11 protein-coding genes are annotated in these 15,321 nt (G+C 64.9%); 7 read left to right on the top strand and 4 right to left on the bottom strand.

Annotated features, from left to right (window positions below; all coding sequences use genetic code 11):
* The first annotated feature begins 36 nt into the window (after positions 1–36).
* From mmsA to yjfF, 5 genes are read left to right on the top strand one after another with little or no spacing between them, the layout of a single operon-like run.
* Positions 37–1,560, top strand: a complete 1,524-nt coding sequence (gene mmsA / locus QN413_RS00830; protein WP_323495009.1) for a multiple monosaccharide ABC transporter ATP-binding protein — start codon at positions 37–39, stop codon at positions 1,558–1,560.
* A complete protein-coding gene (gene mmsB / locus QN413_RS00825; protein ID WP_323494789.1) occupies positions 1,550–2,758 on the top strand; it encodes a multiple monosaccharide ABC transporter permease in 1,209 nt (402 codons plus the stop codon). Before mmsA ends, mmsB begins: the two co-directional genes overlap by 11 nt.
* A 10-nt stretch (positions 2,759–2,768) precedes the next feature.
* On the top strand, positions 2,769–4,289 hold the full coding sequence (locus QN413_RS00820; protein ID WP_323494788.1) for a sugar ABC transporter ATP-binding protein: 1,521 nt from the start codon (positions 2,769–2,771) through the stop codon (positions 4,287–4,289).
* Positions 4,282–5,346 (top strand): ABC transporter permease, encoded by a 1,065-nt coding sequence (locus QN413_RS00815; RefSeq protein WP_323494787.1) that lies wholly within the window; start codon positions 4,282–4,284, stop codon positions 5,344–5,346. The genes QN413_RS00820 and QN413_RS00815 overlap by 8 nt, the downstream gene beginning before the upstream one ends.
* A complete protein-coding gene (gene yjfF, locus QN413_RS00810; protein WP_323494786.1) occupies positions 5,343–6,377 on the top strand; it encodes a galactofuranose ABC transporter, permease protein YjfF in 1,035 nt (344 codons plus the stop codon). Before QN413_RS00815 ends, yjfF begins: the two co-directional genes overlap by 4 nt.
* Positions 6,378–6,393: 16 nt before the next feature.
* Here yjfF and QN413_RS00805 read toward each other — a convergent pair whose 3' ends face one another.
* The 4 genes from QN413_RS00805 to cphA (QN413_RS00790) form a co-directional block, all read right to left on the bottom strand.
* A complete protein-coding gene (locus QN413_RS00805; protein ID WP_323494785.1) occupies positions 6,394–6,795 on the bottom strand; it encodes a hypothetical protein in 402 nt (133 codons plus the stop codon).
* Positions 6,796–6,835: 40 nt separating this feature from the next.
* Positions 6,836–7,258, bottom strand: a complete 423-nt coding sequence (locus QN413_RS00800; RefSeq protein ID WP_323494784.1) for a hypothetical protein — start codon at positions 7,256–7,258, stop codon at positions 6,836–6,838.
* A gap of 194 nt (positions 7,259–7,452) precedes the next feature.
* Positions 7,453–10,020, bottom strand: coding sequence for a cyanophycin synthetase (cphA, locus tag QN413_RS00795; protein WP_323494783.1), 2,568 nt, complete (start codon positions 10,018–10,020; stop codon positions 7,453–7,455).
* A 9-nt stretch (positions 10,021–10,029) separates the two neighbouring features.
* Positions 10,030–12,294: a cyanophycin synthetase gene (cphA, locus tag QN413_RS00790; RefSeq protein ID WP_323494782.1), complete on the bottom strand. Its 2,265-nt coding sequence runs from the start codon at positions 12,292–12,294 to the stop codon at positions 10,030–10,032.
* A gap of 156 nt (positions 12,295–12,450) precedes the next feature.
* Here cphA (QN413_RS00790) and QN413_RS00785 point away from each other — a divergent pair, with 156 nt between their 5' ends.
* Positions 12,451–14,751, top strand: a complete 2,301-nt coding sequence (locus tag QN413_RS00785; protein ID WP_323494781.1) for an ABC transporter ATP-binding protein — start codon at positions 12,451–12,453, stop codon at positions 14,749–14,751.
* The gene (locus QN413_RS00780) at positions 14,748–15,230 is read left to right on the top strand and encodes a DUF1854 domain-containing protein (RefSeq protein WP_323494780.1); all 483 of its coding nucleotides are present in this window, start codon (positions 14,748–14,750) and stop codon (positions 15,228–15,230) included. Before QN413_RS00785 ends, QN413_RS00780 begins: the two co-directional genes overlap by 4 nt.
* The last annotated feature ends 91 nt before the right edge of the window (positions 15,231–15,321 follow it).

The following is a 15,321-nucleotide window of genomic DNA, read 5'->3' as shown; positions in this document are numbered from 1 at the left end:
TGGAGCGCAACAGGTTTGACCGACGCCATTCTGGAGATGCGCGGCATCACGAAAACGTTTCCGGGCGTGAATGCGCTCGACAACGTCAACCTCGCGGTGCGCGCAGGCGAGATCCATGCCGTGGTCGGAGAGAACGGGGCCGGCAAGTCGACGCTCATGAAGGTGCTGAGCGGCGTCTACCCGGCCGATTCGTACACCGGCGAAATCCGCTTCGAAGGCGAGCTGCGTCGCTTCAAGGGCATCGCCGACAGCGAGAAGCTCGGCATCATCATCATTCACCAGGAGCTGGCGCTGGTGCCGTTGCTGTCGATCGCCGAGAACATTTTTCTCGGTAACGAAACCGCGCACGGCGGCGTCATCGACTGGTTCGAAGCCTATGCGCGGACGCAGGCGCTGCTCGTGAAGGTCGGACTCAAGGAGCCACCGACGGCGTTGATCACCAACCTGGGCGTCGGCAAGCAGCAACTGGTCGAGATCGCCAAGGCGCTGTCGAAAGAGGTCAAGCTGCTGATCCTCGACGAGCCGACCGCCAGCCTCAATGAAAGCGACAGCGACGCATTGCTGGCGTTGCTGCTCGAACTCAAGGTGCAGGGGATCGCGTCGATTCTGATCTCGCACAAGCTGAATGAAATCGCCAAGGTCGCGGACTCGATCACCGTGTTGCGCGACGGCGCTACGGTCGAGACGATGGACTGCCGTACCGAACCGATCAGCGAAGACCGCATCATCCGCGGCATGGTCGGGCGCGACATGGCGCACCGCTACCCGCAGCGCAATCCGAAGATCGGCGAGACGATCTTCGAAGTCCGCGACTGGCATGTGAACCATGCGCAGCACGCCGACCGCGAAGTCATCAAAGGCGTCGACCTGCATGTGAAGCGTGGCGAGATCGTCGGTATCGCAGGACTCATGGGCTCGGGTCGCACCGAGTTTGCGATGAGCGTGTTCGGTCGCTCCTATGGGCAACGCATTCGCGGCACGGCGTTCATGCACGGCAAGCCGGTCGACCTCGGCACCATCCGCAAGGCGATCGACTGCGGCATTGCCTATGTCACCGAAGACCGCAAGGGACTTGGTCTGGTGCTCGACGAAGACATCCAGAAGAACGTGAGCCTCGCCAACCTTGCGGCGGTGTCGAGCGCGATGGTGATCGACGACGGGCTGGAGTTCGAAGTCGCGAACAACTACCGCAAGGCGCTGAACATCCGCTGCTCGGGCGTCGGCCAGCAGGTGGTCAACCTGTCGGGCGGGAACCAGCAGAAAGTGGTGCTGAGCAAATGGCTCTTTGCCAAGCCCGAACTGCTCATCCTCGACGAGCCCACGCGCGGCATCGACGTGGGCGCCAAGTACGAGATTTACACCATCGTCGACCAGCTTGCGAGCGAAGGAAAAGGCATCTTGATGATCTCCTCGGAAATGCCCGAACTCCTCGGCATGTGCGATCGCATCTACGTCATGAACGAAGGGCGCTTCGTGGCCGAGTACACAGCCGCCGAGGCGTCGCAGGAGCGGATCATGCGCGCCATCGTCAACGCCGGGAGTTCCGTTCATGCCGAGTGAAGTGAATACCGTGGAGTCCGCGGTGCCTGCTGCGCCCCACCCGCGGCTGCACGTGGGTTTCATCAAGAACAACCTGCGCGAATACGGCATGCTGATCTCGCTGGTCGCGATCATGGTGCTGTTCCAGGTGCTGACCGATGGCACGCTGATGCGGCCGCTCAACATCACCAACCTGCTGCTGCAGAACAGCTACATCGTCATCATGGCGTTGGGCATGTTGCTGGTGATCGTGGCGGGCCACATCGATTTGTCGGTTGGCTCGGTGTGCGGCTTTATCGGCGCGCTGGCGGCCGTGCTGATGGTCGAGTACCACTGGCACTTCGTGCCGACGACCATCGTGTGCCTGATCGCCGGTGGCGCGATCGGCGCGGCGCAGGGGTGGTTCGTGGCGTTCTTTCGCATCCCGTCGTTCATCGTCACGCTGGCGGGCATGCTGGTCTTCAAAGGGCTCTCGCTGGCGCTGCTCGAAGGCCAATCGGTCGGGCCCTTTCCGGTCGAGTTCCAGCGGCTGAGTTCAGGCTTTATTCCAGACGTGTTCGGCGGTGAAGAGTTGCGCACGACATCTGTCGTGCTCGGCGCCATCGCCGCGGCCGCGTTGCTGTTCTTCAAGCTGCGCGGCCGTGCCAAGCTGGCGAAGTACGGAATGGACCAGGAGCCCTACGCCTTCTTCCTCGTCAAGAACGTTTTCTTTGCCGGCGTCATTCTGTTTTTGAGCTACCTGCTGGCGTCGTACCGAGGCCTGCCGAACGTGCTGATCGTGATGGCGGTGCTGATCGTCGCCTACGACTTCGTCACCAACCGGACCACCATCGGCCGGCGCATCTACGCACTGGGCGGCAACGAGAAGGCGGCGCGGCTGTCGGGCATCAAGACGCAGCGGCTGGCGTTTCTCACCTTCGTCAACATGGGCGTGCTGGCCGCGCTGGCCGGGCTGGTGTTCGCGGCGCGGCTCAATACCGCGACGCCCAAGGCTGGACTGGGCTTCGAGCTCGACGTGATCGCCGCGTGCTTCATCGGCGGCGCGTCGGCCTCGGGCGGCGTCGGCAAGGTCATGGGGGCGGTCATAGGTGCCTTCGTCATGGGCGTGATGAACAACGGCATGTCGATTCTCGGTGTCGGCATCGACTACCAGCAGGTGATCAAGGGCCTGGTGCTGCTGGCGGCCGTGTTCATCGACGTCTACAACAAGAACAAGTGAGCCGCAACCCGTGAGTACGACCGCGCCGGTGCTGGAGCTCTCCGGCATCCACAAGGAATTTGCAGGCATCAGCGTGTTGCGCGATGTGCAACTGAAGCTCTATCCCGGCGAGATCCACGCGCTGATGGGCCAGAACGGCGCAGGCAAATCGACGCTCATCAAAGTGCTGACGGGCGTACTCGCGTCCAGCGGCGGCGAGATGCGGCTGGCCGGCGAAACCATTCGGCCGGGCTCTCCGCTGGAGGCACAGCAGCTCGGCATCAGCACGGTCTACCAGGAGGTCAACCTTTGCCCAAACCTGTCGGTGGCCGAGAACGTGTTCGCCGGGCGCTATCCGCGTTGCGGTATGGCGCAAGGGTGGCGCATCGACTGGGCCGCGGTGAACCGGGAGGCGCAGCAACTGTTGGCGCGCATCGGGCTCGACATCGACGTCACGCGGTTGCTGTCGAGCTATCCCGTGGCGGTACAACAGCTCGTCGCGATCGCCCGTGCGCTCGGCGTGTCGGCCAAGGTGCTGATCCTCGACGAGCCGACATCGAGCCTCGACGACGACGAAGTGAACAAGCTCTTCGACGTGTTGCGGCGCCTGCGCGACGAAGGGCTGGCGATTCTTTTCGTGACCCACTTTCTGAACCAGGTGTATGCCGTGTCGAACCGCATCACAGTGCTGCGCAACGGCGGCTGGGTCGGCGAATGGCGCGCGGCCGATCTCGGCCCGCAGGCTCTCATTGCCGCCATGCTCGGCCGCGAACTGGCAGCGCAATCGGCGCGGCCGACGGCGTTGCCGGCCTTCGATGAATCGGCGACAGCGCTGCTGCAGGCCGAGGGCCTGGGGCAAGCCGGTCAGTTGCAGGCGACCGACTTGCGCGTGCGGGCCGGCGAGGTGGTGGGCGTGGCCGGGCTGCTCGGCGCCGGCCGGACCGAGCTCGCGCGCCTGCTGTTCGGGCTGGAGACGCCCGACCGCGGCGTGCTGAAGATCGACGGTCGCAGCGTCACGTTTTCGAGCCCGGCCGATGCCATTCGCGAAGGACTGGCGCTGTGCCCCGAAGAGCGCAAGACCGATGGCATCGTCGCCGAGCTTTCGCTGCGCGAGAACATCGCACTCGCGTTGCAGGCGCGACTCGGTGTCCGGCGCTTTCTCTCTCTCGCCGAGCAGACCGCGTTGGCGGAACGCTTCGTCACCTCGCTGGGCATCAAGACCGCGAGCGTCGAGACGCCCATCGGATTGCTGTCGGGCGGCAACCAGCAGAAGGCGATGATCGCGCGCTGGCTTGCGACCGAGCCGCGCCTCCTGATCCTCGACGAGCCGACGCGAGGCGTCGACGTCGCCGCCAAGCAGGAGATCATGGAACAGATGCTGCAACTCGCCAAAGCAGGAATGGCAGTGATCTTCATCTCCTCCGAAATGAGCGAGGTGGTGCGCGTGGCGCATCGCATCGTGGTGCTGCGCGACCGCCGCAAGGTCGGTGAACTGCCGGGGGGCAGCACCGAAGACGAGGTTTACGAAATGATCGCGGCCGAGCATGTCTGAAGTGTCTGACGCACTCCCTTCGGCCGGCAAGTTCGCCGTCGTCATGCGGCATCGGCTCGCGTGGCCGGTGATCACACTGCTCCTCCTGCTCGCGCTCAACACTGCATTCAACGCCAGCTTTCTGCACATCGAAGTGCGTGGCGGCCATCTCTACGGCAGCCTGATCGACATCCTCAACCGCGCGGCGCCTCTGATGCTGGTGTCGCTCGGCATGACGCTGGTGATCGCTACGCGTGGCATCGACATTTCAGTGGGTGCCGTGGTGGCGATCGCCGCGGCGGTGGCGGGCTGGATGATCGGTGGCTCGGTTGCGGGCAACGTCGCGCGCTTTCCGATGTCGCTCGCTATCGTCGCGGCCATCGCACTCGCGCTGGTGTGCGGCGTGTGGAACGGCCTGCTGGTTGCCAAGGTCGGCATGCAGCCGATCATCGCGACGCTGATCCTGATGGTGGCGGGGCGCGGCATTGCGCAGCTCATCACCGGTGGGCAGATCATCACCATCTACTACACGCCGTATTTCTTTCTGGGCAGCGGTTATCTGCTGGGCCTGCCGTTCTCGCTTTTCATCGCGGCCGCAGTGTTCGTGTTGCTGTATCTGGCGATCACGCGGACGGCGCTCGGGCTCTTCATTCAGGCGGTCGGCATCAACCCGACGGCGGCGCGCGTGGCAGGCATCCAGTCGCGCCGGCTCGTCGTCGGCGCCTATGCGTTCTGCGGCGTGTGCGCGGGCATCGCGGGTCTGTTGATCAGCTCCAACGTCAAGAGCGCCGATGGCAACAACGCCGGGCAGTTGCTGGAGCTCGACGCGATCCTCGCGGTCACGCTCGGCGGCACCGCGCTCACAGGCGGGCGCTTCAGCCTGGTAGGCAGCGTGATCGGCGCGTTGATTATCCAGACGCTGACGTACGCCATCTATTCGCTCGGCGTGCCACCTGAGATCAACCTGGTGGTGAAGGCGGTCGTGGTGTTCTTGGTGATGCTGATGCAGTCGCCGGAATTTCGTGGGCAGGTGCGGGCCCTGGCGGTACGAGCGCCACGCGGGGAGGTACGCGCATGAGTGCTGTCATCGCGCCGCCGGGGAATTCACCCTCACCCCGACCGACTCCCGCCAACGGGCGAGGGGGCAAGACACTGAACCCTAAATACTGGCCCCTCGCTGCGACCGTCTCGTTGTTCGTCTTGATGGCGACGCTTGGCTCGGTGCTCTACGACGGGTTCTTCTCGGCGCAGGTCTTCTTCAATCTGCTGATCGACAACGCGTTTTTGATCATCGTCGCGGTCGGCATGACCTTCGTGATCCTGTCGGGCGGCATCGATCTTTCGGTCGGCTCGGTCATCGCGCTCACCACCATGGTGTCGGCCACGCTGGTCGAAAAGCACGGCTGGAGTCCGTGGGTCGTCATCCCGCTGGTGCTGCTCATGGGCACCGCGTTCGGCGCGTTCATGGGCGTCTTGATCGAGCGCTTCAGGCTGCAACCTTTCATCGTCACGCTGGCTGGCATGTTTCTCGCGCGCGGCCTGTGCTATCTCATCAGCATTGACTCAATCAGTATCACCAACCCGTTTTACGAGGCCGTGTCGCAGGTGCGTATTCCGGTGTGGGGCGATGCGTCGCTGTCGATCAGCGCGGTGATCGCCATCGTGGTGGTGCTGGTCGCGATATTCGTCGCCCATTGCACGCCGTTCGGTCGCGCCGTGTACGCCATCGGGGGCAGCGAGCACTCGGCCATGCTGATGGGCTTACCAGTGCGTTCCACCTTGGTCGGCGTATACACGCTGTCGGGCTTTTGCTCGGCGCTGGCGGGCGTGGTGTTCACTTTCTACATGCTGTCGGGCTACGGCCTGCACGCGGTCGGCCTGGAGCTGGACGCCATCGCAGCCGTCGTCATCGGCGGCACCCTGCTCACGGGCGGCGTGGGCTACGTGGCGGGTACGCTCTTCGGCGTGCTGATGCTCGGCATCATCCAAACGCTGATTTCGTTCGACGGGACGTTGAGCTCGTGGTGGACGCGCATAGTCGTTGGTGCGCTGTTGTTTGCCTTCTGCCTGCTGCAGCGCTTCTTCACCTCGCGCGCCCCGCGGCGCTGATCACTGCATCATCAGATCAGCGGATCGGCGTGACCGTTTCTCGGATCACACCGCCGCCCAGCACGCTGCCTTCGATCTCGGTTTGTCCCGTACCGCGCACTCGCGCTTCGCAGGCACTGTGTTCCATGGGCGGTTGCAGGCTGCAGCGTGCCAGCGCGTTTTGTAAATAGTCAGGTGCGCCTGTCAGCTGGCCTTGGGCCGCAGCCTGGCGCGCTGCACCAGCCTCGCGGATGCACGCGGCGCGGTCTTGCTGGATATGACCGCACACAGCGAGTTCTTCCCGGTAAGTACTGGCGCTGCCCGCAGCGTAGCCATACGATTGATGTCGCGGCCCGGCGGCCGAAGCGACCCCGGCAAAGGCAATGCCCCCGGCGGCGAGCAGGACCGCCAGTGTCGACCGAATAGTTGAGTTTTTCATGGTGATGGCTCCTTCAGAAAACCGAGGGGGTTACCAAGGATCACTTGGCGGGAATGGTCGTCACGGTTTCGCGGATGACGCCGCCGCCCATCACGCTGCCGCTGGTGGAGGTCGAGGTGTCGCCGGCGCCGCCCTGAATGCGCGCCATGCAGTCAGCCTGGTCGGCTGCGGGCTGAAGCTTGCAACGCTCCATCGTGTTCGCGCTGTTGCCGGCAGGGCCGGCGGTCGTAAGCCCGGCACGACCGGCTTCCTGGCGCGCCGCACCGGCTTCGCGCAGGCAGGCGGCTTTGTCCTGCTGAACGCCATCGCATGTGGCCTTCTCGCTTTCCATGCGAGCCGCGGTACCGGGTGCCGCAGCCTGCTGCGCCCAGGCGGCGGGCGCGACGCCCAGCGTGACGACTGCGAAGAGTGCGCCGGCGGCCAGATGGTGCGCGAACGGAGGTACGAGAGATTTGTTGTTCATGAAAGAGGTCCTTAATATCTCTTCGAACTGTCATGCCGGAAGCGCCCCCTGGGTGTGGGACTGCACAGCCTTTACAGGCGCTCTACGAGCCCGCGCGCTGCAGGATTTTTCCTACAAATCTCTCGAATGGAACGGCACGAGCCATCGCTCGCAGCCATGCAGGCCCGATCGGTTGTTCGCGATTTCGGCGGCACTTATCCGGCAGCGATCCGCATCGCAAGGTGCGCCAAGGCCTCTTCGACCTGGTCCACCAGAATCAACGACAAATCGCCCGGCTGCAAACGCGCCAGCGCCGTGTCGATAGCGATGAACTCGCCGCGGATCTCGTCGATGAGTTGCGTCCGCGATGCGCCCTGCAGACCTTGCCGCAGCAGTGCCATGACCTCTCCATCGGCGCGGCCACGCTGCGCCGCGTCCTGGTACAGGATCACTTCGTCGAACGCTTGCCCGAGGATGGCGGTCTGGTCGCGGATGTCGCTGTCGCGTCGGTCGCCGGCACCGCTGATGACCACTGAGCGCTTGTTGGCCGGCATGGTGTCGACGGCGGACACCAGTGCGCGCATGGCGTCGGTGTTGTGGCCGTAGTCGGCGATGACGGTGGCACCGCGATAGTCCATCACGTTGAAGCGCCCGGGCACGCCGGCCGCGTCGTTCATGAAGCTCGCGACGCCGCTGCGGATGGTGCCCCAGTCGAGGCCGACGGCCCAGCCTGCGGCCACTGCCGCCATCACGTTGTCGACCTGAAAGCTGATCGTGCCACCACGGGTGATCGGCACGTCGCGCAGTGGAATGCGTTCCCGCCACGAACCTTCGGCTGCGATCAGGGTGTCCTGGTCGACGTAGACGGTCCGCTTGCCTTGCGCGCGGTGCGTTGCCATCACCGGGTGCTGCCGGTCGGCGGCAAAGAAGATCACGCTGCCGGGGCAGCCTGCGGCCATGGCGGCGACGTTCGGGTCGGCGGCATTGAGCACCGCATACCCGTCGTAAGCCACGTTGCGGACGATCACCCGCTTGAGCACGGCGAGGTCTTCGACCGTGGTGATGTAGTTGAGGCCCAGGTGATCGCCGCTGCCGATGTTGGTCACCACTGCGACCTGGCAGCGGTCGAAGCCGAGGCCTTCTCGCAGCACGCCACCGCGCGCGACTTCGAACACAGCCGCATCGACCTCGGGGTGCATCAGAACGTTGCGCGCGCTCTTCGGGCCGCTGCAATCGCCGCTGTCGATCTGCCGGCCATCGACCCACACGCCGTCGGTGTTGGTCATGCCGGTGCGCAGTCCGCTCGATGCGAGCAGATGGTTAATGAGGCGCGCCGTCGTCGTCTTGCCGTTGGTGCCGGTGACTGCGACTACCGGGATGCGACCGGTGTCGCCGGGTGCATAGAGGGTGTCCATGATGGCCTCGCCGACCGCGCGGCCGCGGCCAAACGAGGGGGAGATGTGCATGCGCAGGCCGGGCGCGGCGTTGACTTCGACGACGCCGCCGTGTTGTTCTTCGAGCGGCCGCAGCACGCTCTCGCAGACCATGTCGACGCCGCAGATGTCGAGGCCGACCATTTGCGCCGCATCGACCGCGCGCGCTGCGATTTCGGGGTGCACGGTGTCGGTCACGTCGGTGGCGGTGCCGCCCGTGGAGAGATTCGCGTTGTTACGGAGCACGACCCGCTGACCTCGTTTCGGCACGCTTTCGGGCGTCAGGCCCTGCGATTCGAGACGCCCGATGGCGATGCCGTCGAGCTGGATCTTGGTGAGCGAGGTCGAATGGCCTTCGCCACGGCGCGGGTCGAGGTTGACGGTGTCGACCAGCTGCCGCACGGTGCAGGTGCCGTCGCCGATCACCTGCGGCGGATCGCGTCGCGCCGCGGCGATGAGCTTGTCGCCGACGACCAGCAGGCGGAAGTCGAAGCCGGGTAAGAACTTCTCGACCATGACCTCGCCGTAGACAGCGGCCGAGTCGTAGGCGGCTGTGAGTTGCTCGCGCGTGGTGATGTTGACCGTCACGCCCTTGCCCTGGTTGCCGTCTTGCGGCTTCACCACCACCGGCAGGCCGATGTCCATCGATGCGGCCCAGCCGTCGTCGGCGCTCGTCACCGGCCGACCCAGTGGCACGGGCACGCCAGCGGCGTTGAGCAATTGCTTGGTAAGTTCCTTGTCTTGCGCAATCGACTCGGCCACGCCGCTCGTGCTGTCGATCTCTGCCGCCTGGATGCGTCGCTGCTTGGCGCCCCAGCCGAACTGCACCAGGCTGCCGCGCGTGAGGCGTCGATACGGAATGCCGCGCGCGACGGCCGCATCGACGATCGAGCCGGTGCTCGGGCCGAGGCGTTCGGATTCGTCTTCTTCGCGCAATTCAGCGATGGCCGCATCTGCGTCGAAGGCGGTGTCGTGCAACGCCGCGTTGATGAGTTGCTCGGCCAGTTCAATGGCGCGTCGGCCGACCGACTCTTCGCCGTACTGCACCGTCACTTGGTAAATGCCCGGTTCCGCCGTCGGCTGGGTGTGGCCGAAGTTGACCGCACAGCCGGCTTGCGCCTGAAGTGCCAACGCGGCGTTCTCAAGCACGTGTGCCAGGGCCAGCGGCTGGCCGAGCACGATCGGATGCAGCTCGCCGATGGTCGGAAACAGCGAGCGCAGGCGCGCGTCGAAACCGGAGAGCCGTTCCACGGCGTTCTCGTCGCCGGTGCACGAAACGATCGCCTCGATGGCGGTGTGTCGGCTCCAGAGGTTGGGGCCGCGCAGGGCGCGAATGCGTGTGACTTCCATGCCGGCTCTTCAGGAAAATTGTTGAAAGGACGACGAGGCGTGCAGTGCCGAAGGAGACGGCGCCGTCTGAGAAAGTTGCAGCGATGCGAGCGCCGCCTGCAGGTCGGCTTCGAAGGCCTCGACACCGGCACCGATCAGGTTCAGTGGTATGCCGAGCGCCCAGCCGGCCGCGACCGCCGCCAGCAAGCTGTCGATGCTCACACCCGCATGGGTCGCGCTCCAGATCGTGAGGCGCCCGAGGCCCGGCAAGAACGATTCACTGCTGCCGTTGGCCAGCACCACGCGGTCTTGCCGTACCAGAACGGCTTTGCCGCCGCTGGCCTGGTGCGTCGTCAGTGTCGCTGCGTGCGCGTCGGTCGAATACAGAATGACCACGCCATCGCACAACGGCGCTAGCCCGGCAACGCGGTCATCGGCGGCGTTCAGCACGGCGGTGCCTTCGGGCAGCACCACGTCGACTTGGGTGCGCAGCACCTTCACCAGCTGGTCGCTCTCCGTGATGTCGAACTCGGCGAGCGCGGCAGCGCCTTCCAGATCGGTCACGATGCCGACTTCGCAGCGGTCGTAGGCCAAGCCGTCGCGCAGGATGGTCTCGGCACCGTTCTCGATGACGACGGCCTGCACCGCACGGTTGACCAGCAGGCGATGGCCTGCGCCCCAATTGGCGCTGTTGCGCGCATCGACGCGGCGGCGTTCCAGAAAGAGGCCGTCGCGGCAAGCGAGCCCGGTGTACCGGCCGCCGAGGCCGATGAGCCATGCCACCAAGCGCGCCAGCACAGCGGTGTCCTGCGAGCCGGCGATGCCCACGATTGGAATCCGGCCTGAGGCTTCATCCGGGAAGAGGTGATCGCAAATCGCACGGCCGACCGGCCGTGGCGAACCGACCGCAGGCTTCAGGTGCATCAGCAAGCCCGGGCCGGCATTCACTTCGACAATGGCGCCGCCTTGCGCTGCCAGCGGCCGGCCGATGTCTTGCGCCACCAGGTCGATGCCGGCGATGTCGAGCCCGACGACGCGGGCCGCGAGCACGGCTGCGTGAGCGACTTCAGGGTGGACCTGATCGGTGCAGTCGACACCGAGGTTGCCGTTGCGCTGGATGGTGACCACGCGGCCGGCCTCGGGCACCGAGGTGCCGTCGAGCTTCTGGCGTTGCAGCTCGAGCTGCAGCTTGGCGTCGGTCGGCAGGTCGATCAGGTCGAGTGGAAATTCTTCTTCGGCGCCGCGGCGAGGGTCGCTGTTGAGTTGCTTTTCAATGAGGTCGGCGACAGCGGTGTTGCCGTCGCCCGTCACGGTGATGATCTCGCCACGGGCCGCTGCCACGACCTGGCCACCGACCACCAGCAGGCGGTGTTCGCTGCCACGGATGAAGCGCTCGACCATCACGTCGCTGCCCTCGGGCTCGGCGACGGCGTAAGCGCCCATGACTTCTTCGCGCGTGTTGAGTTCGAGCGAGACGCCGCGGCCGTGGTTGGCGTCGGACGGCTTGACGACCACCGGCAGGCCCATGCTCTCGGCAACGTCCCAGGCTTCTTCGGCACTGTCGACCACTTCGCCTTCAGGCACCGGCACGCCGCAGCTCGCGAGAAGCGACTTGGTGAGTTCCTTGTCGCTGGCAATCGATTCGCCGATGGCGCTGGTGTAGTCGGTCTCGGCAGTCCAGATGCGGCGCTGGCTGGCGCCGTAGCCGAGCTGTACGAGGTTGCCGCTGTTCAGGCGCATGTGCGGAATGCCGCGGTCGGTGGCGGCGCCGACGATGCACGCGGTGCTCGGGCCGAGGTAGCAGTCTTCGACCTGGCCCTTGACCACGTCGACCGCGCGCTGCACGTCGGCCGCACCGAAAGGATCGTCGTTGATCGCGCTCATCAGCAGGCGATGGCCTTCTGCCAGAGCGGCGCGCGCAACTTGCTCGTCGCGTGCCCGGAACACCATGCGGTACACGCCGTGCTCGGAAGTGCTGCGGGTCTGGCCGAACCCGGTCGGCATGCCGGCGAGGTTGAGCAATTCGATGACGACGTGTTCGAGCACATGGCCCGACCAGGTGCCTTCGTTCAGCCGCGAAATAAATCCGCCGCGTTCACCGACGCCGCAGTGGTGCTCGATGAGTGCCGGCAGCAGGGTCGTCAGACGCCCGGTGAAGCCGTCGATGGTGTTCGACGGAAAATCTTCCAGCCGGCCGAGATCGAGCCAAACTTCCAGCACCGGCCGATAAGTCCAGATGTTGGGGCCGCGCAAATAGTTGATGCGCAGGAGTCGGATGTCGTCGAAACGGGTCATGGGAACGTTCGATGTCTTTTCGAAATGATTTGGCAGGGCACCGCGGCGCGCTCAGGCGCGCGCATGGCGATCGGTCAAAATCGGCGCCCATCGCGCGCCACGGCGGGTCCCACGGCGCTCGGCGGGCCTGCAACAGGCGAGAGTCAAATAAACACAATGCAACATCACGATCCAGTGGGTACCCGGCAGGGAGAAATAGAGGCGGTCTCAGACGCGCTGAAAAGCCGGCTCACCACCGCCGAAAACGTTCTGGCGACGCTCGCGGTTGACCTCGACAACGAACTTCGGTTCTCGTCCGGGCTCGTCGCGCTGACAGATCATCGCCTGCTGGCGCGAGACGCCGCAGGGGCGTGGCGCGAGTGGCCACTTTCGGAACCCGGAATCGCGCTGCATCTGATCGACCATGCGGGCATCGGCACGCTCGAGTTGCAGGGTGCGCAGGGCCAGCTGGCACGCTGGCATTACACGCTCGAGCAGCAGGCTTCGGCGCTCAGGCTGTTGAAGCTTTTCGGGCAGCGGATGGCTGTTGCTGTCGCTGTTGAGCCAAATGCAGGCGCTGCTGCAATCGCCGAGCTGGCCGACGCCGATGAACTTCCCGAGGCAGTCGAGGCGCAGGCGCCGCCGTCGACATGGGTGCTGCTGCGGCTGGGCCGCTTTGCCAAGCCCTATCGCAAACAATTGATCACCGGCTTCCTGCTCACGCTGGCGTCGACCGCTGCCACGCTGGTGCCGCCCTATCTGACCATCCCGTTAATGGACGACATCCTGATTCCGTTCCAGAACGGGCAGCAGATAGCCATCGCAAAGGTTGTGCTTTTTCTTGGGGCGCTCTTGCTTTCGGCATTGGCTGGCTGGGCGTTGGGCTGGGCGCGCACCTACCTGCTGGCGCTCGTGTCGGAGCGCATCGGCGCCGACTTGCGCACGACGACGTACGAGCATCTGCTGACATTGCCGCTCGACTACTTCGGCGGCAAACGCACTGGCGACCTGATGTCGCGCATCGGCTCCGAGACCGACCGCATCAATGTTTTCCTTTCGTTGCACGCGCTCGACTTCGTGACCGACGTGCTGATGATCGCGATGACCGCGGTGATCCTGTTTTCGATCAATCCGTTGCTGGCGCTCGTCACGCTGGTACCGCTGCCCTTCATCGCCTGGATGATCCATGTGGTGCGCGATCGTCTGCGCACCGGCTTCGAGAAAATCGACCGCGTATGGAGCGAAGTTACCAACGTGCTGGCCGACACCATTCCAGGCATTCGCGTGGTCAAGGCCTTCGCGCAGGAAAAGCGCGAGGCCGATCGCTTCCATGCCGCCAATGCGTACAACCTGCAAGTGAACGACAAGCTGAACAAGACGTGGTCGCTGTTCACGCCCAGCGTCTCGCTGCTCACCGAGATGGGCCTGCTCGTGGTCTGGGGCTTCGGCATCTGGCAGGTGGCGCGCGGGCGCATCACGGTCGGTGTGCTGACCGCCTTCATCGCTTATATCGGCCGCTTCTACACGCGGCTCGATTCGATGAGTCGCATCGTCTCGGTCACGCAAAAAGCAGCCGCCGGTGCCAAGCGTATCTTCGACATCCTCGACCATGTGAGCAACGTGCCGGAACCGGCGAACCCGGTCAAGGTGCAGCGCATTACCGGACGCATCGAGATGAAGGACGTGGGCTTTCGATACGGCTCGCGTGCGGTGATTCGCAACCTCGACCTGGTGATCGAGCCCGGCGAAATGATCGGCCTTGTCGGCCACAGCGGCTCGGGCAAGAGCACGCTGGTCAACCTGATCTGCCGCTTCTACGACGTGACCGATGGCGCCATCCTTGTCGACGGCACCGACATCCGGCGCTTCGCAGTCACCGACTACCGGAGACATGTCGGGCTGGTGCTGCAGGAGCCGTTTCTGTTTTTCGGCACCATCGCGCAGAACATCGCCTACGGCAAGCCCGACGCCACGCGCGAAGAGGTCGTGGCTGCTGCACGCGCGGCCCACGCGCACGACTTCATCCTGCGGCTCGCGCACGGCTACGACTCGCTGGTCGGCGAGCGCGGACAAGGCCTGTCGGGCGGTGAGCGTCAGCGCATCAGCATCGCCCGCGCGCTGTTGATCGACCCGCGCATCCTGATCCTCGACGAGGCCACATCGGCGGTCGACACCGAGACGGAGAAAGAGATTCAGCGGGCACTGGACAACTTGGTGAAAGGACGTACGACCATCGCCATCGCGCATCGGTTGTCTACGTTGCGCAAGGCCGACCGGCTGGTCGTGATGGACCGCGGCGAGGTCGTCGAGGTCGGGCCGCACGACGCGTTGATGGAAAGGCAGGGCGCCTATTGGCGGCTCTACCAGGCGCAATTGCGGCAGGCGGACGAAGAGGCGAGCGATGGCGCGGTGAGCGAGCGCGCTGCGGTGCAAGTGGCGCTCGGCACGCACGCGGCACATCCGGCGGGGCTGCAATGAACACGACGACAACGCGAATAAAGATGGACATCGAACGCGACACCTTTGGGCGACTCGTGCTGATCGACGCCGACGGCGTGCGCCACATCGGCATCGTGCCGGTACGCGCCTTTCCGCTCAGTGCGCCGGACGCCGGCGTGTCCCTGGTCGGCAGCGACGGCAAGGAAGTGCTGTGGCTAGACCGGCTGGATGATGTGCCTCCAGAGGCGCTCGCTTTGCTGGCGCAAGACTTGGCGGTGCGCGACTTCGCGCCGACGCTGCAGCAACTGCATGCGGTGTCGAGCTTCGGTGTGCCGAGCACATGGACCGTCAGCACCGACCGCGGCAAGACCAGTTTCGTGCTGAAAGCCGAAGAAGACATTCGCCGGCTCGACGGCGGCGCATTGCTGATCGCCAGCGCGCATGGCGTGCAGTTCCGCATTCCCGATGCGAAGGCGCTGGACCGTGCTTCGCGCAAGTTGCTTGAGCGCTTTCTTTAGTTCGCTGTAGTCAAAGACCAGATCAATCTGCGGAGTAAAACCGCGCCGATCGACACCGGCCCAAATGGATACTAGTTGTAATGTAAGTCTT

The organism is Variovorax sp. LG9.2 (assembly GCF_035018885.1).
In the GTDB taxonomy this organism is placed as follows: domain Bacteria; phylum Pseudomonadota; class Gammaproteobacteria; order Burkholderiales; family Burkholderiaceae_C; genus Variovorax.
The sequence above is the reverse complement of the archived record's forward strand: the minus strand, read 5'-3'. Positions and strand labels throughout refer to the sequence as shown.